This is a genomic window from Kitasatospora sp. NPDC022856 (assembly GCF_055561235.1).
This window is the reverse complement of the sequence record NZ_JBVHHE010000008.1, coordinates 63,642-82,051: the sequence shown is the minus strand read 5'-3', so window position 1 is coordinate 82,051 and position 18,410 is coordinate 63,642. Positions and strand designations below refer to the sequence as shown.

9 protein-coding genes are annotated in these 18,410 nt (G+C 73.0%); 3 read left to right on the top strand and 6 right to left on the bottom strand.

The genetic code is table 11. The features are described from left to right. Positions 1-40 precede the first annotated feature (40 nt). On the top strand, positions 41-1,363 hold the full coding sequence (locus ACZ34W_RS12000) for a lysylphosphatidylglycerol synthase transmembrane domain-containing protein (RefSeq protein ID WP_465603436.1): 1,323 nt from the start codon (positions 41-43) through the stop codon (positions 1,361-1,363). A gap of 104 nt (positions 1,364-1,467) precedes the next feature. Here the strand turns inward: ACZ34W_RS12000 and ACZ34W_RS11995 are convergent, their stop codons facing one another. Beyond that, positions 1,468-1,662 carry a hypothetical protein gene (locus tag ACZ34W_RS11995; protein WP_329488477.1) on the bottom strand — a complete coding sequence of 65 codons (195 nt, stop codon included), beginning with the start codon at positions 1,660-1,662 and terminating at the stop codon, positions 1,468-1,470. Positions 1,663-1,931: 269 nt separating this feature from the next. On the opposite strand from ACZ34W_RS11995, the gene ACZ34W_RS11990 reads away from it, so the two are divergent. Together ACZ34W_RS11990 and ACZ34W_RS11985 are read left to right on the top strand one after the other, a co-directional pair. After that, a complete protein-coding gene (locus ACZ34W_RS11990; RefSeq protein ID WP_329488478.1) occupies positions 1,932-2,573 on the top strand; it encodes a class I SAM-dependent methyltransferase in 642 nt (213 codons plus the stop codon). Further along, positions 2,570-3,145 carry a TrmH family RNA methyltransferase gene (locus tag ACZ34W_RS11985; protein ID WP_329488480.1) on the top strand — a complete coding sequence of 192 codons (576 nt, stop codon included), beginning with the start codon at positions 2,570-2,572 and terminating at the stop codon, positions 3,143-3,145. Before ACZ34W_RS11990 ends, ACZ34W_RS11985 begins: the two co-directional genes overlap by 4 nt. Before the next feature lie 52 nt (positions 3,146-3,197). On the opposite strand, the gene ACZ34W_RS11980 is transcribed toward ACZ34W_RS11985, so the two are convergent. The 5 genes from ACZ34W_RS11980 to ACZ34W_RS11960 form a co-directional block, all read right to left on the bottom strand. Beyond that, a complete protein-coding gene (locus tag ACZ34W_RS11980) occupies positions 3,198-4,256 on the bottom strand; it encodes an MDR family NADP-dependent oxidoreductase (RefSeq protein WP_380384106.1) in 1,059 nt (352 codons plus the stop codon). Next, the gene (locus tag ACZ34W_RS11975; protein WP_329488482.1) at positions 4,253-5,962 is read right to left on the bottom strand and encodes a phytoene desaturase family protein; all 1,710 of its coding nucleotides are present in this window, start codon (positions 5,960-5,962) and stop codon (positions 4,253-4,255) included. The genes ACZ34W_RS11980 and ACZ34W_RS11975 overlap by 4 nt, the downstream gene beginning before the upstream one ends. 148 nt (positions 5,963-6,110) lie before the next feature. Further along, positions 6,111-7,301 (bottom strand): cytochrome P450, encoded by a 1,191-nt coding sequence (locus ACZ34W_RS11970; RefSeq protein WP_465603432.1) that lies wholly within the window; start codon positions 7,299-7,301, stop codon positions 6,111-6,113. Between the two features lie 106 nt (positions 7,302-7,407). Next, positions 7,408-17,100 (bottom strand): non-ribosomal peptide synthetase/type I polyketide synthase, encoded by a 9,693-nt coding sequence (locus tag ACZ34W_RS11965; protein ID WP_465603430.1) that lies wholly within the window; start codon positions 17,098-17,100, stop codon positions 7,408-7,410. A gap of 322 nt (positions 17,101-17,422) precedes the next feature. Then, a complete protein-coding gene (locus ACZ34W_RS11960) occupies positions 17,423-18,292 on the bottom strand; it encodes a sterol desaturase family protein (protein WP_465603428.1) in 870 nt (289 codons plus the stop codon). Between the last annotated feature and the right edge of the window lie 118 nt (positions 18,293-18,410).

Here is an 18,410-nt window from a genome sequence, read left to right as displayed (position 1 = left end):
CTCCTCGCTCCTGGTCGACCGGGCCGGCGCGGTGCACCTGGTGGACCTCGCGGACGGCGACATCGCGGCGAGCGAGCTGGTGCTGCGCTGCGACATCGCCCAGCTGCTCACCACGCTCGCCCTGCGGGTCGGTGCCGAGCGGTCGGTGCGCAGCGCGGTCGCGGTGCTCGGGCCGGACGCCGTCGGCGCGGCCCTGCCGCTGCTGCAGCCGATCGCCCTGGCCCGCACCACCCGGACCGCGCTCAAGCAGACCGCCCGGGCGCACTGCGCCGCCCTCGCCCCGGCAGCCCCCGGCGCTCCCGGCGCTCCCGGGGCGACCGCCGCCGGCCGGGCGGCCGCGCCCGCGCCGCCCGGCGAGCTGCTGGACGCGATCCGCGCCGAAGTCCTGCGGACCCAGCCGCAGGCACCTGTCCGAGCGGTGAGGGTGGAGCGCCTGCGGCCCCGGACGCTGCTGGCCGTGGGCGGCGGCGTGGTCGCCGGCTGGCTGCTGCTGCCGCAGCTCTTCGCCTCCGAGCAGAACCCGATCGCCGCGCTGGGCGACGCCGACCCGCTCTGGCTGGCCCTCGCCGTGCTGACCGCGGCCGCCAGCCACTTCACCGCCGCGATGGGCTTCGTCGGCTTCGTCCCCGAGCGGCTGGACTTCCGCAACGCCGTGCTCGCCCAGCTGGCCGGCTCCTTCGTCAAGCTGGTCTCGCCGGGCGGCGTCGGCGGGGTCGCCCTGAACACCCGCTTCCTCCAGCGGGCCGGCATCCCGACCGCCCAGGCGCTGTCCAGCGTCGGCGTCGGCCAGCTCTTCGGCCTGGTGCTGCACCTGCTCCAGCTCGGTGCCTTCGTCTACCTGCTGGACCTGGAGCCCGGTGGCTCCGAGCTGGACGCGCTGCCGGCCGTGGTGAGCGGCCTGGCCGGCGCGGCGGTGCTGCTGGCCGGGGTCTCCGCCGTGCCGCCGGCCCGCCGCTGGCTGGCCGCCCGGCTGCGGCCGCTGACCTCCGAGGTACTGCCCCGGCTGCTGGAGCTGCTGCGCAGCCCGGGCCGGCTGGCCGTCGGCGTGACCGGGCAGCTCCTGGTCTCGCTCTGTCTGGTCGCCTGCCTGTACTGCTGCGTCCGGGCGGTCGGCCGGGAGCCGGCCTTCGCCTCGGTCGCGGTGGTCTTCCTGATCGGCAACGCGGTCGGCAACGCGGCGCCGACCCCGGGCGGGGCCGGCGCCGTGGACAGCGCGCTGGTGACGCTGCTGGAGCACACCGCCTCGATGGAGGAGGGCGGCGCGCTGGCGGCCGTCGCGCTCTACCGCCTGCTCACCCTGGTGCTGCCGGTGCTCCCGGGCTGGGCGGCCTTCGCCTGGCTGCAACGGCGCGGGGCGCTGTAGCCGCCGTAGCGGCGGGGAGCGCCGTAAGCGCCGTAGCGGCGGAGCGCTGTGGCGGCGGAGCGCTGCGGCGCCGGGGCAGTGGCGCCGGCAGGGGCGCGGTGCCGCTACTCCCGGTACTCGTCCTCGTCGAGCTCGACGACCCGGCTCTGCTCGGCGACGTCCGCGACCTCGGTGGCCGGATCGGCGCCGAGCGCCCGCCGCTCGGCCAGCTCGTCGTACTCGTCGCCCTCGTCCGCCTCGTCGTCCGGCTCGACCGCCTCGGCGACCTCGTCCAGGTAGTCCTCGTGATTCTGCGGCATGGCGTCCGTCCTTGCTGCTCGGAGGCTCCCACGGGGCCCGTTGGGGTACTGGAAGTATCCGCCGAGGGCCGCCCGGACGCGATGCGCCACCGGGCCTTCGGCGTGTTGTCCGGTCCCGGTCCGCGGCCTGCGGACCGGCCTCCCGCCTGCCCGGCCACCGGCGCGCAAAACGGGTGCCCGGCCGCCGGGGGTACGATCAGTGCCGTACCAGCAGGGCTTACCCTCACCCACCCGGTGGCCCCGAAGCCCTTACGAACGACGGGGAAATCATGTCCGGCTCGCACTACTTCACCGGTGCACCCGAGGTCGCCAGCGAGCGCCGTCCGATCACGGTCAGCCTGCCGGACGTCACCCTGGAACTGACCACCGACGCCGGTGTGTTCTCCCGCAGCCGGCTCGACCCGGGCACCCGGATCCTGCTGGAGCACGCGCCGCCGCCCCGGGTCCGCGGCCCGATCCTGGACGTCGGCTGCGGCTACGGCCCGATCGCGCTGACCTGGGCGACCAGGCGCAAGCGGCTGCCGGTCTGGGCGGTGGACGTGAACACCCGCGCGCTGGAGCTGGTCCGGCTCAACGCGGAGGCGCTCGGCCTGGGCAACGTGCAGGCCGCGCTGCCGGAGGACGTCCCCGAGGACCAGCGGTTCGCGGCGATCTACTCCAACCCGCCGATCCGGGTCGGCAAGGGCGAACTGCGCCGGCTGCTGCACCAGTGGCTCGGCCGGCTCACCCCGGACGGCTCGGCGTTCCTGGTGGTCCAGAAGCACCTGGGCTCGGACTCGCTGCAGAAGTGGCTGAACGACCAGGGCTACCCGACCACCCGCGTGACGTCGGTCAACGGGTTCCGGATTCTGGAAGCGCGGCCCCGCCCGGAGGGCGAGGGCCCCGAGAGTGGACGAGGTACGACGTCGTGAAGCAGCTCCGCGGGACCGAACTGAAGCGCTTGCACCGCCAGTGGCGGCGCAGCAACGAGTTCCGGCTCGCGCTGATCCTGGAGAACCTCCAGTCGCCGTTCAACGTCGGCTCGGTCGTCCGGACCGGTGCCGCGATGGGCGCGGAGAAGCTGTACCTGACCGGCGACACCCCGTCGGTCCGCTCCTCCGGCGCCCAGAAGGCCGCGATGGGCACCGACAAGTACCTCAAGGTGGAGCACTTCCCCACCGTCGCCGAGGCCGTCGCCGCCGCCAAGGCGGACGGCTTCAAGGTGGTCGGCCTGGAGCTGGCGGACGAGGCGGTGCCGATGTTCGCCGCCGAGCTGACCCCGGCCGTGGCCTTCGTGCTGGGCCACGAGGACCGCGGCATCACCCCCGACGCGCTCGCGCTCTGCGACCAGGTGGTGTTCGTCCCGCAGCTCGGCCGCGTCGGCTCGCTCAACGTCTCCGCCGCCGCCACGGTGGCCTGCTACGAGGCGCGCCGCCAGGGGTACGCGCTCAGCGGCACCCCGGACGGCAGCGACCCGGGCGGCCTGGACCTCGACGACGAGTGACCCCGGAGTGATCGCCGGGTGAGCCCCGGTCGGGCTCACCCGGCCGGGGCCCTCACACCTCGACCAGCACCTTGCCCCGGTTCGCCTCCCGGTCGACGTAGAGGCTCCGGTAGGCCTTCGGGATCTCGTCGAAGCCCTTGTGCACGGTCTCGTGGTAGCGGATCTCGCCGCGCCGGACCAGCTCGCCGAGGTCCGCGTGCATCGCCGCCAACTGCGGCTCGTCGAACCACTCCTGGGCGAAGATCCCGCGGATGGTGGTGCGCGGGAACATGATGTACGGCAGCAGCCGGGGCCCGGTCAGCTCACCGTTCACCGTGGTCGCCCACTGCCAGCAGACCGCCACCCGGCTGTCCACGTTGAGCATGGTGAACACCGCGTCGGTGACGCTGCCGCCGAGGTTGTCGAAGTAGCGGTCGACCCCGTCCGGGGCGGCGAGCAGCAGCGCCGCGCGGACCTTCTCGGCGTCGTCCGCCTGGTCGTAGAGCACCACGTCGTCGAAGCCGAGCTCCTTCAGGTACGCGGCCTTGCCCGCCGAGGCGGTGGTGCCGACCACCCGGCCGGCGCCCGCGCGCCTGGCCAACTGGCCCACCAGGGTGCCGATCGCGCCGGAGGCACCGCTGATCACCACGGTGTCGCCCGGCCGCACCTCCAGGAACTTCGTCAGCGTGCCCCAGGCCGTCATCCCGGGCGCGCCCATGACGCCGAGCGCCGTGGAGAGCGGCAGCCGCTCGTCGTACCGGGCCGGGTCGAGCCGGCGGTAGGCGGGGAAGAGCATCGGGAAGACGCCGGTCTTCCACAGCTCCTCGGCGCCGTTGTGGACGACGTGGCTGCGCCAGCCGCCGAAGCCCTGGACGAGGTCGCCGACCTGGAAGGCCGCCTCCGGACCGGCCTCCAACACCTCCATGATCGAGTCCGCGCCCATGTGGTGGCCGATCGGCGTCTCCAGCGCGAGGCCGTTCTGGTACGGGTCGACCGAGACGTACCTGGTCCGGAAGAGCATCTCGTCGGGCCGGAGGCTGACGTCCACCTCCTCGACCACCTTCCGGTAGATCCGGTTGACGTCCGGCACCCCGTCGAGGTGCTCGCGGACCACCCACTTCTCGATCTTCATGCCAGGGCCCCTGTCGAAACGGTACTGGTGGACGGGATCTCCTCGACCGGCCCGGTCTGCTGCTTCGGCGGCCGGCCGACGGGGAGGATCAGATGGGTGGGCGGCGGCGCGCTCAGGTCGATCTCGGCGCGGAACTCCCGCCCGTCGTCCCGGCAGATGAACTGCATCACGTGCCGGCCGGCGGCGGCCGCCCGGATCAGGCCGCCGATGGTGGCCCAGACGCCGGAGAGGTAGAAGTCGGAGAGCCCGGGGAGCACCGGACCGTTCTTCTTGATCTCCTCCTCCACCGTCTCGCTGCCCTCGACGAAGGGGTTCCAGCCCGGGAACGTCCCGTCGTAGACCCCGGTGTAGCGGACCTGGGTGAGCGGGGTCGAGACGTCCGCCACCGCGACGGCGCTCTTGAAACCGGGGAAGCGCTCGTCCAGGAAGGCCACGATGCCGTTGCGGACCTTGCGCTTGGCCGCCATGTACTCCCGGCCGTGCTTGACCGGCAGCGTGTGCAGCTCCTCGCCGCGCCGCACCCGGGAGGACTGCTCCGGACCGTCGTGCAGCGCCCGCCAGGGGTCGATGTCGGAGAAGTAGGTGGCGAACACCACGGTGGACTCCCGTGGCGCCAGCTCCGGGTAGTGCCGGGTGCGGAACTGCACGTTCATGCTCGGGCAGCGGATGCCGGTGAGCTCGGCGGCCCGCTGCTCGTCCAGCAGGTAGGTGGTGCACGGGTCGCCCTCCGGGAAGGGCCGGCGCAGGCCCAGGAAGAGCGCGACGTAGCCGGGCGACAACTGGCCCGGCTCGTCGATCAGCGAGGTGTAGAGCCTGCGGTAGGTGTCGTTCAGATAGCGGCCCTTGAGCAGCTTCATCACCGTGGTGTGGCCGTCGGCGGCGGAGACCACGATGTCGGAGCGGAACTCCCGCCCGTCGCTCAGCCGGACGCCCACCGCCCGGTCGTCCTCGACCAGGATCTCCTCGACCTTGGCGTTGTACGTCACCTCGCCGCCGAGCTTCCGGTACCGCTGCTCGATCGAGCGGGCCAGCGCGAGCGAACCGCCCTCCGGCACCCCGGCGGCCTGGTTGGCGTGCGAGGCCAGCTGGAAGTAGAAGGGCAGCACCGGGAAGGCCGGGTGCTTCTCGTAGAGGATGAAGTTGAACGCCTCGCGCAGCAGCGGGTCCTGGAAGCGCTGCGAGTAGTCGGTCATCAGGACGGTGATCGACTTCCGGATGGTGTTGAAGTACGGGAGGAAGGAGGCCAGCATCCGCCAGCGCTCGATCCGCCCCATCAGCCCGACCGGCTTGAGGAACGGGTAGACCGCCAGCGCCTTGCGGAACGTCCGGATGCCGTCGCAGAACTCCCGGACCGGCTTCGCGTCGGCCGGCGAGATGCCCAGCAGATGGGCCTCCAGCCGGTCCGGGTCGGAGTAGAAGTGCACCGCCCGGCCGTCCCGGCCGCGGACGATGTTGAACACGTCGAAGTGCCGCATCTCCTTGCCCTGGAGGGCGCCGAGCTCCAACCAGATCTGGTACATCTCGTTGCCCGGCCCGTTGCCGAGCAGCCAGCTGATGCACCAGTCGAAGGTGAAGTCACTGCGGTCCCAGCCGGTGCAGGAGCCGCCGGGGATCTCGTGCATCTCGAAGACCTGGGTGCGGTACCCGTTCATCTGGGCGTAGCACCCGGTGGAGAGGCCGCCGAGGCCTCCGCCCACGATGATCATCGTTTCTCGTCTGCGCGCTGGCGCCTTGTGCCGTGCCAATTCCCTGGCCTTCCTCGTGGTCATGCCGGTGTGCCGAGTGCCGTGTGCCGAGTGCCGTGTGCCGCGTACTTGTTCGCTGCTCGCTGTGCGCTGCGTGCCGGGCGCTGTGTCACCAGGCGATCGGGAGCGCCTGCAGTCCGTTCACCATCGCGTCCGCCTTCCAGCGCAGTTCGTCCTCGGGGACGGCCAGCCGCAGGCCGGGCAGGCGGTCCAGCACCGTCTCGATCGCCACCTGGAGCTCCAGCCGGGCCAGATGGGCGCCGATGCAGTAGTGCACGCCGTGGCCGAAGCCGATGTGCGGATTGCCCTGGCGGTCCAGCACGAGGCGCTCCGGCTCCTCGAAGACCTCCGGATCGCGGTTGGCCGCGGCGGTGGCGATCATCACCGCGTCACCGGCCCGGATCGTCACCCCGCCCAGCTCGACGTCGGCCGTGGCGTAGCGCGGCAGGCTGAAGCCGGTGAGCAGCGGCACGTACCGCATCAGCTCCTCGACGGCCTTCGGGATCAGTTCGGGCTTCGCCCTAAGGCGGCGCAACTCCTCACGATTGACCAGGAGTTGGTGGAAGAAGTTGCCGATCTGGTTGGTGGTAGAGACGAAGCCGGCGATCAGCAGGTCACAGGCGATCGAGAGCAGCTCGTCCTCGCTGATCAGCCCCTGCTCGCGGCAGGCCCGGACCAGGACGGTCAGCAGGTCCTCGCCGGGTTCGCGGCCGCGCAGGTCCAGCACGCCGGCCATGTACTCGATGAACGCCTGGCCCTCGACGGCGAGCACCTCGCCGGGGGTGACGGCGGAGAGCACCGTCTCCGCCCACTGCCAGAGCATCCGGTGGTCCTCGGCGGGGATGCCGAGGACCTCGCAGATGATGGTGGTGGGCATCGGGATCGCGAAGTCCTCGACCAGGTCGGCCGGCGCACCCGCCGCGAGCAGACCGTCGACCAGCTCGTCGGCCAGCTCCCTGGCCCGGACGCGCAGCCGCTCGACCCGTCGGGCGCTGAACTCCTTGGCCACCAGCGAGCGCAGCCGGGTGTGCTCCGGCGGCTCGGTGGAGAACAGCCCGGCGCCGCTGCGGGCGACCGGACGCATCCGGGGCTGGTCGTGGCCCATCGCCTCGGCGAGGCTGAAGCGCGGGTCGGCCAGCACCGTCCGGACGTCCTCGTAGCGGGTGACCAGCCAGGCGCCGTCACCGTAGGGCAGCCGGATCCGGGCCAGCGGCTGCTCGCGCAGCTCGGCGTACCGGGGGTGGAGGTCGAGGCCGAGCGACGCGAACGGGTAGGACAGCGGCGGCTGCTGCCTGAGCATGAGGTGGTCCACCTCTCGTGAGGGACTTCCATGGCCATGGGGGCTACTGGGACTGCCGGGGTGGCGGGCCGGGTCGCCGGACCCGGGCCGCGGGGAGGTGCACGGCTCAGGACGCATCGGCGGTGGCCCCGGTGAGGATCTCCCTGGCCAGCCCGGCGTTGCGCGCGATGTACTCGTGGCCGAGCATCTCGGCGTGGGTGCCGAAGCCGCGGAACACCGCCGTACCGGTGGCCGAACTGCCGTGCCAGGCACCGTGCTCGCCGGCCGCGTAGAGGGCCACCTTCACGTCGTCGGAGATCACGCTGACCGGTGCGGCGATCACCCCCAGGTTGGGCGTACGGCTGCAGAACTGCAGGTAGTCCCTGGCCTGTTCGCGGGTCTCCTGGGCGACGATCTCCGAACCGGTGTGCCGCTGCAGGTGCTCGGCCAGCTCCTGCTCGAAGGCCTGGACGTGCTCGTCGCCGAGGGTGAAGGACTCCGGGATCCGGTGCGAGTCCATGATCACCACATTGGGCACCGCCCGACCGCGCCGCTCCAGCTCCTTGGCGACCTCGAAGGCGAGGTTCCCGCCGAGCGAGTAGCCGAGCAGCGCGCACGGCCCGTCCGGCTGGATGGTGTCGATCAGATCGGCGTAGCGGGTGACCTTGTCGTCCCCCGCGACGTAGTTGAACGCGACCATCCGGTACTCCGGCAGGTGCGCCGCGAACTGCCGGTAGACCAGGCCGTGGCCACCGGCCGGCGGGAAGCAGAAGATGGTCTGCTGCTGCTCCTGGTTGAACCAGAGGTAGGGCTGGGCGCCCTCCAGCCGGCCGGTGATGATGTGCTCCAGCGTCCTGGCCATCCCGTGCAGGGTGGTGACCTTGAACAGCTGGCTGACCGGGATCCTGATGTTGAACTCGCCCTGCAGCCCGTGGATCAGCTCGATCAGCTTGATCGAACTGCCCCCGCACTCGAAGAAGTCGTGCTCCAGGCCGAGCCCCTCGACGCCGAGCAACGCCCGCCAGTGCTCGGCCATCCGGACCTCGTAGAGGGTGACAGGCGGTTCGGCGGCCCGGTCCTCGGCCTCCGCCCGGGGCGCGGGCAGGGCGGCGACGTCCACCTTGCCGTTGGCGGTGAGCGGCAGCGCGGGCAGCTCGGCGAAGTACGTCGGGATCATGAAGGTCGGCAGGTAGCCCGCCAGGTGGCGACGGAGCTCCCGGCGGTCGACCGTCCGCCCGGGGGCGGGGACGCAGTAGGCGCAGAGCACGTTCTCGCCGCTGCGGTCCGGCCGGACGGTCACCACCGCCTGGGCCAGCTCGGGCCACTCGGCGAGCTGGGTCTCGATCTCGCCCAGCTCGATCCGGTGACCGCGCACCTTGATCTGCGAGTCGGCCCGGCCGAGCAGGTGCACCCCGCCGTCGGCGTCCCAGCGGGCGAGGTCGCCGGTGCGGTAGAGCCGGACCGGCTCGGTACCGTCGGCGCCGCCGAGCGGCAGGGTGGCGAAGCGGCGCGCGGTCTGCTCCTCGTCGCCGACGTAGCCGAGGACCACTCCGGAGCCCCCGATCCACAGCTCCGCCGGCACCCCGGGCGGGACGGGCCGGCCCTGCTCGTCCAGCAGGTAGAAGGCGCTGTTCGGGAACGGCCGCCCGATCGGGACCATCCGGCTGGGCTCCAGACCGTCCGCCGGGCCCTCGAAGTAGGCGCTGTCGATGGTGGCCTCGGTGAGGCCGTAGGAGTTGATCAGGCGGGTCCGCGAGCCGCACAGCGCGCGCAGCCGCTCGTACTCCTCGACCTTCCAGACGTCCGAGCCGACCACCAGCAGCCGCATGAAGTCCAGCCGCAGGCCGGACCGCTCGCAGTGGCCGATCACGGTCCGGACCACCGCGGGCACGAACTCCCCGGCGTCCACCCGCTCGGTCCGCATCACCTCGTAGAGCCGCGCGGTGTTGAACAGCAGCTCCCGGCCGACCAGCACCAGGGCGGCCCCCGAGCAGAGCGCGCGGACGTAGTCGCCGGTGAAGACGTCGAAGGACGGGCCGGCCATCTGGAGGTGGACCCTGGCGTCGGTGTCCAGCCGGTACTCGGCGCGCCAGGCCTGGTAGGCCGAGGCGAGGTTGCGGTGCGAGACCCGGACGGCCTTGGGCCGGCCGGTGGAGCCGGAGGTGTAGATGACGTACGCGGGGCTGTCGAGGTCCACCGGCTCGTCGGTGAACCCGCCGGCGGGGCCCTCGGACCCCGCGGACGCCTCGGACGCCTCGGACGCCTCGGACCCGGCGGTGGTGCCGGTCCCGCCGGGCTCGTCCGCTCCGGTGAGCTCCGCCGGTGCGACGATCCGGACCGGCAGCCCGCCGAGCCGCTCCGGGTCACCGACCAGCAGCCCGGCGCCGACGTGCTCGATCATGTAAGCCAGCCGGTCGGCCGGGTGCCCCGGATCCAGCGGGAGGTAGGCCGCCCCGGTGCGGAGCACCGCCAGCAGGGCGACGACCAGCTCCGGCGACTTGTCCAGGCAGAGCGCCACCACCGAGCCCGGCCCGGCGCCGAGGGCCCTCAGCCGGGCCGCCGCGCTCCGGGAGCGGCGCGCCAGCTCGCCGTAGTTCAGCCGGGCGGTCGGGCCGGACTCCGCCGGAGCGGCCACCGCCGGGGCGTCCGGATCGGCGGCGGCCGCCCGGAGGATCAGCTCGTGCACCGGCTCCTCGTGGGCCACCCGCCGCTCGGCACCGCTCCACCGCTGGATCACCCGGGCCCGCTCCACCGGACCGAGCAGCTCCAGCCCGGTGGCCGGCTGCTCGGCGCCGGCCCTGGTCAGCCCCTCCAGCAGGTTGGTGTAGTGCCCGGCGAGGCGGGCCATCGTCTCCGGCAGGAAGAGGTCGGTGTTGTACTTGAAGACGCAGTGGAAGCGACGTTCCGCCTCGTCCTCGTAGGCGGACAGCGTGAGGTCGAACTGCCCTTCCTCCTCCGGGAGTTCGATGTACTCCAGGTGATAGCCGTACTTCTCGGTGGCCACCTTGTGGTGCAGCAGGATGAACATCGCCTGGAAGACGGCCGAGCGGCTCGGGTCGTGCTGCAGTCCGAGCTTCTCCACCAGCAGCACGAACGGGTACTCCTGGTTGTCCAGCCCGCCCAGCACGGTGGTGCGCACCTGGGCCAGCAGCTCCGCCACGGTCGGCGCCCCGGCCAGCGAGACGTGCAACGGCAGCGGATTGACGAAGTAGCCGTAGACCGAGCCGAACTCCTCGTCGGTGCGGCCGGTCACCGGGCTGCCGACGATGATGTCGTCCTGGCCCGAATAGGCGTGCAGCAGCAGGTAGTAGGCGCTGAGCAGCACCATGAAGACGGTGACGTTGTGCTCCCGGGCCAGCGCGTGCACCCGGGCGCTGAGCCGCTCGTCCAGCACGAAGAACTCGGAGGCGCCGTTGTGCGTCTGCACCGCCGGGCGTGGCTTGTCGGTGGGCAGGCTGAGGATCGGCACCTCGGCGGGCAGGTGCGAGCGCCAGTAGTCGAGCATCCGCGGCGCCTCGCGGCCGGCCAGGAACTCGTTCTGCCGGTTGAGGAAGTCCAGGTAGCGGGCGGTGACCGGGGGCAGTTCCGGCGCCCGGCCCTGCCGCAGCCCCTCGTAGACGGCGAGCAGTTCCTCGATGAAGGTGAAGGTGGAGATCGCGTCCGAGATGATGTGGTGGACGGCCTTCATGATCACCCACTGCTCCGGCCCGCGCTTGAACAGCCGGAACCGCACGAGCGGATCGCGCTCCAGGTCGTACGGCTTGCGGTACTCGCGGACGATCAGGTCGTGGACCTCCGCCCACTCCCGCCCCTGGACGTCGAGGACCCCGAAGTCCGGCTCGACCTCGGCGCGGACCCGCTGCACGGCGTGGCCGCCGTCCAGCACGAAGTTGGCCCGCAGGCTGGGGTGGCGCCCGACCATCGTCCGGAAGGCGGCGGCCATCAGCTCCGGCTCCAGCTCCACCCGGACCTCGACCGCGCCGCCGATGTTGTAGGCGAAGCCGTCCGGGTTGAGCTGTTTGAGGAACCAGAGCGCCTTCTGGTTCTGCGTCAGCGGGTGCTGCGACTCGTCCTCGTACCGCTCGACCTCGGCCGTGCCGGCGCCGGTGCCGTCGTCCTCGATCAGCTCGGCCAGACCGGTGTACAGCTGGGCGACCAGCTCGGTCACCGGGGCGTTGGAGAGCAGCGCCACCACCGGGAGGGCGGTGCCCAGCTCGGTGTTGAGCCGGGCCCGCAGCTCCATCGCGAGCAGCGAGTCCAGTCCGAGCCCGCTCAGGCCGGTACCGGGCTCGATCTGCTCCGCCGGCACCCGGAGCACGGTCGCGGCGAGCGCGACGAAGCGCTCGGTGAGCAGCCCCCGGCGCTCCTCCTCGCCGGCCGCCCGCAGCACCTCCAGCAGGCTGCTCCGCCGCGGCGCCGGCGCGTTCTCCCGGGCGGCGGCGGCCAGACCGGCGACCAGCGGCGGCGGGGCCGGGTACCAGGACAGGAAGAGCGGCCAGTCGATCACGGTGGCGACCAGCAACTGGGCGCGGTCCTGGCCCAGTACCCGCTCCAGCACGGCCATCCCGCTCTCGGGCGCGAGGGAGCTCATGCCGCGGCTGTTGCGGTAGTGCTCGACCAGGCCGAGCTCCTCGATCATGCCGGTCGCCCAGGGGCCCCAGTCCAGGCTGAGGGCGGGCAGGCCGAGGGCGCGGCGGTGGTGCGCCAGCGCGTCCAGGAAGGCGTTCCCGGCCGCGTAGTTGGTCTGGCCGGCGGTGGTCAGCAACGAGGCGATCGAGGCGAACAGCACGAAGTGGTCGAGCCGCTCGCCGGCCAGCTGCCGGTGCAGGGCGAAGGCGCCCAGCACCTTGGGGCCGTGGACGGCGTCGAACACCTCGCGGTCCAGCTCCGCCACCAGGGTGTCGCGGACCTGTCCGGCCAGGTGGAAGACGCCCCGGACGGGTGGCGACTCCAGCGCCCGGTACTCCGCGAGCCAGTCCGCGAGGGCGCGTTCGTCGGTGATGTCCAGCGACACCGGAACGGGCTGGGCGCCGAGCGACTCCAGCTCGCGCAGGAAGGCGACACCGCGACCGGCCCGGCTCTCCGGGTCGAGGCCGCGCCACCGCTCGCGCGGGGGCAGCGGGCTGCGGCCGACCAGGATCAGCCGGCGGGCGCCCCGACGGACCAGGGTGCGGCAGAGCAGCCGGCCGAGGGCGCCGAACGCTCCGGTCACCAGGTAGCTGCCGTCCGCGCGCAGGCTGGGCGGCAGCGGACCGGTCAGCCCTTCGGCGGGACGCAGCCGGTTGGTCAGCCGGCGCCCGCCGCGCAGCGCGATCTCGTCCTCGTCGGCCAGCGCGAACTCGCGCAGCAGCGCGGCCGCCTCCGCTCCGGCCGGGCCGGCCGGACCGAGGTCGATCAGCTTGCCGGGGTGGCCGGGCAGCTCCTGGTGGCGCAGCACCCGGCCGATCCCCCAGGCGGGCGCGCCGAGCGGCTCGACCGGCTCGTCGGGGGCGGTGGCCTGGGCGGCCCGGGTGACGATGTGCAGTCTGCAGTCGGGCAGTTCGGCGGAGAGCAGGGCGGCCAGCGTGACCAGGCTGTAGGCGCCGGCGCCGGTGTGACCCGCCACCGTGGCGTGGTCGGCGCCCGCCAGCGCGGGCCGGTCGAGGTTCCACAGGTGGACGACGGCGGCCGGATCGGCGGCCCCGGCGGCCCGCCGGTCGGCCAGCAGCCGGCCGAGGTCCGCGGCGGAGCCGGGATCCACGGTGGACTCCCGCCCGTCCGCGGCGGTCCGGTAGCAGCTGCCCGGGCGGACGAGGTGGCAGCTGCCACCGCGCCCGGTGATCCGGTCGGCCAGCTCCTCGGCGACGCCGCCGGCATCGGCGAACAGCAGCCAGTGGTCCGGGTGCTCGGCCAGCAGGTCGGGGGCGTCCGAGGCGCCCGGCAGCTCTGACCAGGAGGGCTCCACCAGCCAGCCGTCGATGGTGGCGAGGCCGACCGCGGTGGAGGCCTTCTCCACGTCGGCGGCCCGGAACCCGGTGATCCCGCCGAGCGGGGTGCCGCTCCCGTCGTAGACGGCGATGTCCCCGACGAGCTCGTCGCCGCCGTCCCGGGTCACCGTGGCGTGTACCCAGAGCGGCTGCTCCCCGACCGGGTCCAGCCGGACCTCGTCGATGGCGAGCGGCAGCTTGATGCCGGTGCCGGTAGGACCGGCCGCCACCAGGAGCTGGGGGGTCAGCAGGGTCTGGAAGAAGGCGTCCATCAGCACCGGGTGCACCTGGTGGCCGGCGCCCTGCCCTGCGATCGCCGCCGTCGGCCGGACGACGGCCAGCGCCTCGCCGGGGCCGATCCAGACCTCGTCGATGGCCTGGAACGCCGGCCCGTAGTGGTAGCCGAGACCGGCCAGCTCGCGGTAGCAGTCGGGGCCGGCCAGGTGGCGGGCGGCGCGCTCACGGATCGGCTCGGCGTCCAGCCGGCGGCCGGGCCGCCGGCGCTGGCCGGGGCGGACGGTGCCGACGGCGTGGACGGTGCGGTCCGGCCCGGCCCCGCCGGGGCCGTCGGCGTCGCCGTCCGTCCCGGCCGTGCCGGTGGTGACGGCCGTGCCGGTGGTGACGGCCGAGCCGGTGGTGACGGCCGAGCCGGTGGTGACGGCCGAGCCGGTGGTGATCGTGAACGAGCCGTTCTCGGCGGAGAGGGTGAGCTGGACGGCGCGGCTCTCCTCGTCGGGCAGGAAGAGCGCCTTGCGCAGCTCGATCCCGGCCAGCGCCGCGTCCGCCCCGCCGGTCAGCGCGCGGACCGCCTGGACGGCCATCTCCAGGTACCCCGCGGCAGGGAAGAGCACCCGGCCCTGGATCCGGTGGTCCTCCAGGTACGGCAGCACCTCGGCGTCCAGCCGGGCCTCCCAGGCGGGCTCGCCCCCCGCGAGGCGGCGGCCGAGCAGCGGGTGGTCCTGCCGGCCCCGGCGGACCTGCTCCACCGCCCGGGGCTCGACCCAGTGCCGGTCCCGCTTGAACGGGTAGCGCGGCAGCGGGACCGGGCGCCCGGTCGGCTGCAGCACCGACCAGTCGACCTCGACCCCGAGGTTGTGCAGGGCGGCCAGCGAGGCGGTGAACGTGGTCCGCTCGTCCTCCTGGCGGCGGATCGAGGGCAGCGTCCGGACGTCGGGGTGGTCGGCGCCGCCGGGCCGGGCCTCCAGCGTCTCCTGGATCGAGCGGCCCAGCACCGGGTGCGGTCCGACCTCCAGGAAGAGGCTGTACCCGTCGTCCCCGAGCCGCTGCACGGCCTGCTGGAAGCGGACACTGTCGCGGACGTTGTGCCACCAGTAGCCGGCGTCCAGCTCGGTGCCGTGCGCGGTGCCCTCCCGGCCGGTGAGGTAGAGCGGCACCTGGGCGGGGCGGGCCTTGAGGTCGGCGAGCGACTCCAGCAGCTCGTCCTTGATCAACTCCATCCGGGCACTGTGGTACGGCACTTCGACGGTCAGCGGGCGGGCGAAGACCTGCTCCGCGGTGAGCGCGGCGGCCAGCTCGGCGAGCACCGTCTCGTCCCCGGCGAGGGTGAGCGAGGTCGGACTGTTGATCGCGGCCACCGACACCGCGTCACCGTACGGGCGGATCCGGCGGACCGCCTCGGCCTCGGTGAGGGAGACCGCCAGCATGCCGCCGGTACCGGCCAGCCGCTGCTGGAGCCGGCTGCGGTGCACCACCACCCTGACCGCGTCGGCCAGGTCGTAGACCCCGGCCTCGTGGAAGGCGGCCACCTCCCCGGTGCTGTGGCCGACCACGGCGTCCGGACGCACCCCGCGGCTGCGCCAGAGCGCGGCGAGGCCGATCTGGACGGCGAAGTTGGCGGGCTGGGCGAGCCAGGTCTCGGCCATCCGGGAGTGCGCCTCGTCGGCGGCCAGCTCGTCGGTCAGCGACCAGCCGGTGAGCTCGGCGAGGTGCTCGGCGCAGCGCTCGACGGCCTCGCGGTAGACCGGCTCGGTCGCGAAGAGCCGGCGGCCCATCCCCCACCACTGCGGACCCATGCCGGTGAAGACCCAGGCCAGCCGGCGGTGCCGAGCCTCGCGCCGCTGGCCGGTCAGCACCCGGGGGTGCGGTTCGCCCCGCAGGTACGCGGTGAGCGCCTCGTCCAGCGATTCGCGCGAGTCGTAGAGCACGGAGAGCCGGGAGTCGAGGTGCTGGCGGCGGTGGGCCAGGGTGTGCCCGAGGTCGGCCGGTCGGGCGGGGGCGCCGCCGCGCGCACCGGCCAGCTCGCCCTGGATACCGGCGGCCAGCTCGGGCAGTGCGGCGGCGTCGCGGGCGGTGAGCGGCAGGACGGTGAGCGGGAGGACGGCCGGGCCCTCCGGCGGCTCGGACGGCTCCTCGGCCGGTGCCGGCTCGGGAGCGGCCTCCAGCAGGACGTGGGCGTTGGTGCCGCCGAAGCCGAAGGAGTTGACCCCGGCCCTGGCCGGGCCCCGGTGGTCCGGCCAGGGGGTCGGCTCGGACGGGATCTCGAACGGCAGGGTGGCAGGGTCGATCGCCGGGTTGAGCCGCTCCAGGTTGATGTGCGGCGGGATCAGGCGGTGCTTCAGCGCCAGCGCCGTCTTGATCAGCCCGGCCAGGCCCGAGGCGGACTCGGTGTGCCCGATGTTGGTCTTGACCGAGCCCACGTAGCACCTGTCGCCGGGGCGGCGGCCGACCGCCAGCGCCCGCGCCAGGGCGTTCGCCTCGATCGGGTCGCCGACAGGGGTGGAGGTGCCGTGCGCCTCGACGTACTGGAGGCTGCCGGGCGTGATGCCGGCTTCGGCGCAGACCCGCTCGATCAGGCTCACCTGGGCGTCCGGGTTGGGCACCGTGATCCCGTTGGTGCGGCCGTCCTGGTTGACCCCGCTGCCGATGATCACGGCGTGGATCGGGTCGCCGTCGCGCACGGCGTCGGAGAGCCGCTTGAGCGCGACGACCGCGACCCCCTCGGCCCGGACGTAGCCGTCCGCCGAGGCGTCGAAGGTGCGCGAGCGGCCCTCCGGCGAGAGGAAGCCGCCCTTGGTCTCGGCGATGGTGTACTGCGGCGCGATGTGCAGCAGGGTGCCGCCGGCCAGCGCGAGGTCGGTCTCGCCGCGCAGCAGGCTCTGGGCGGCGAGGTGGACGGCGACCAGCGAGGAACTGCAGGCGGTGTCCAGCGAGACGCTGGGCCCCCGGAAGTCGAAGCAGTGCGAGATCCGGTTCGACACCATCGTCATCATGGTGCCGGTGGCGGTGTGCGCGGCCAGGGTCTCGAAGGAGAGGTCCGAGAACTGGACGATCTTGTAGTCCAGGGTGAACGCGCCGACGTAGACCCCGACGTCACGCCCCGCCAGCTCACCCGGCTTCTGCCCGCCGTCCTCCAGCGCCTCCCAGGCCACCTCCAGCAGCTTCCGCTGCTGCGGGTCCATGTGGTCGGCCTCCCGGCCGCTGATCCCGAAGAACGCCGGGTCGAACTCGTCGAAGCCGTCGATGTAGCCTCCCCGGCCGCCGACCAGCCGCCCCGGCTTGGCCTTGTCCCGGCTGCCGAGGGTGGCCACGTCGTACCGGCTGCGCGGCGTCGGCGTGATGCAGTCCTTGCCGTCGACCAGGTTCTGCCAGAACGACCGGTGGTCACTGGCACCGCCCGGGAACCGGCAGCCGATCCCGATGATCGCGATCCGCTCCGGTCCGTCGATCCGCTCCGGTCCGTCGGCGGGCCCGGCGGGAGCGGGCACGACGGCGGTCGTGGCCGAAGCGGCGGCGGGCACGGAGGCGGCGGTAGCGGCGGCGGTGGCGTAGCGGGTGTCGGAGGCGGTCGGGGAATCAGAGGGATCGGGAACTGCGGCGAGGTACGAATCCGTCATGGTCGAGTCCTTGTGTCGCTGCGTTCGCGCGCGCGGCACGGGCGTGGGAGCACCGCACGGGCGTGGGGACGGCGGCTGCGGACCGGTTCCAGGCAGGCCGGAGACCGGACCGGCCGAAGGGGACAGGCCGAGGCCGGCGAGGAGTGCGAGCGGGGAATGGGCGGCGGGCGGTGGGCGCGAAGCAAGGGACTACGGGGTCGCGGGGCAACGCCACCGGAACGGGTTCGTGATCGCAGCGGACAAGAGGAGGCAGCGGTCGGCGAGAAGTCGGAACGGACGGACAGGGGCGCCGGGCGGGCGGACCGGCCGGGCCGACGGGGCGTCAGGCCGGGAAGTCGTCGGCCTGCACCGGCCTTCGCCAGGGCTGGAGATGACTGGCGAGCACCTCGCGCGTCCGGGGGAAGTCGGACGGGCGCAGCAGCCCCACCGCGGCCGGCCGGCGGCCCGGTTGCCAGGTGAAACTCCCGAAGGCGTGGTCCCAGATCGAGAGGTCGGACCCGTAGTGCCCGGCCTCCGCCAGATCGACGCTGTGGTGCAGCCGGTGTTGCTCCGGGCCGGCGAAGACGTGGTTGAGCGCACCGATCCGGACATCGACGTTCGCGTGCACGAAATAGCCCTGGGCGACCACGAACAGGCCCACCACGAACACCGATTCGGCCGAGAACCCCGCCAACGCGAGCGAGAGCTGCACGGCGCCCTGGGTGAGCACCACGTCGACGATGTGGTTGACCCCGTTGTTGGCGACATTGACCTTGTCGGGCACGTGGTGCACCCCGTGCAGGCGCCAGAGCCAGCGATTGGTGTGGCTCCAGCGGTGCATCAGGTAGTTGGCCAGCGAGCCGAGCAGCAGCGCCGCCGGGATCTCCACCCAGAGCGGCAGCACCGGATGCGGCGGCGCCGCCCACCCGACCATGGCCGACACCGGCACCTGCGACAGTGCCCCACCGATCATCGTCAGCACGAAGTAGGCGCCGTACCAGCCCCACTCGCCGACACTCGGCCGCCATTCCGGTTCGTAGGGGATCAGCCATTCCAGAACCGTCAGATAGCCGATCGTGCCGAGCAGGAAGAACTGGCTCACCCGCCCGAGGTCCCAGCGCCAGCGCAGGGCCGCGACCGCTATCGACACTAGCGTGACCAGCAGGAACGGGTAGGCGACGTGACGCAGCGCGGAGCGCAACCGCTCACCCATGGCTACCCCCTTCGCGAGCCGGCTCGAACGATCACCGAAAGCATTCGTTCCGATACTAACGGTGCACGGAAGGTGATGCGAGGCATTTTTGGAAAGAATCACAAGCGCCGAAGTTTGT

Coding starts and splice junctions, on each gene's coding strand:
- ACZ34W_RS11995 (WP_329488477.1), bottom strand. CDS start 1,662: ATGCCGCAGAATCACGAGGACTACCTGGACGAGGTCGCCGAGGCGGTC.
- ACZ34W_RS11990 (WP_329488478.1), top strand. CDS start 1,932: ATGTCCGGCTCGCACTACTTCACCGGTGCACCCGAGGTCGCCAGCGAG.
- ACZ34W_RS11980 (WP_380384106.1), bottom strand. CDS start 4,256: ATGAAGATCGAGAAGTGGGTGGTCCGCGAGCACCTCGACGGGGTGCCG.
- ACZ34W_RS11975 (WP_329488482.1), bottom strand. CDS start 5,962: ATGATCATCGTGGGCGGAGGCCTCGGCGGCCTCTCCACCGGGTGCTAC.
- ACZ34W_RS11970 (WP_465603432.1), bottom strand. CDS start 7,301: ATGCTCAGGCAGCAGCCGCCGCTGTCCTACCCGTTCGCGTCGCTCGGC.
- ACZ34W_RS11965 (WP_465603430.1), bottom strand. CDS start 17,100: ATGACGGATTCGTACCTCGCCGCAGTTCCCGATCCCTCTGATTCCCCG.
- ACZ34W_RS11960 (WP_465603428.1), bottom strand. CDS start 18,292: ATGGGTGAGCGGTTGCGCTCCGCGCTGCGTCACGTCGCCTACCCGTTC.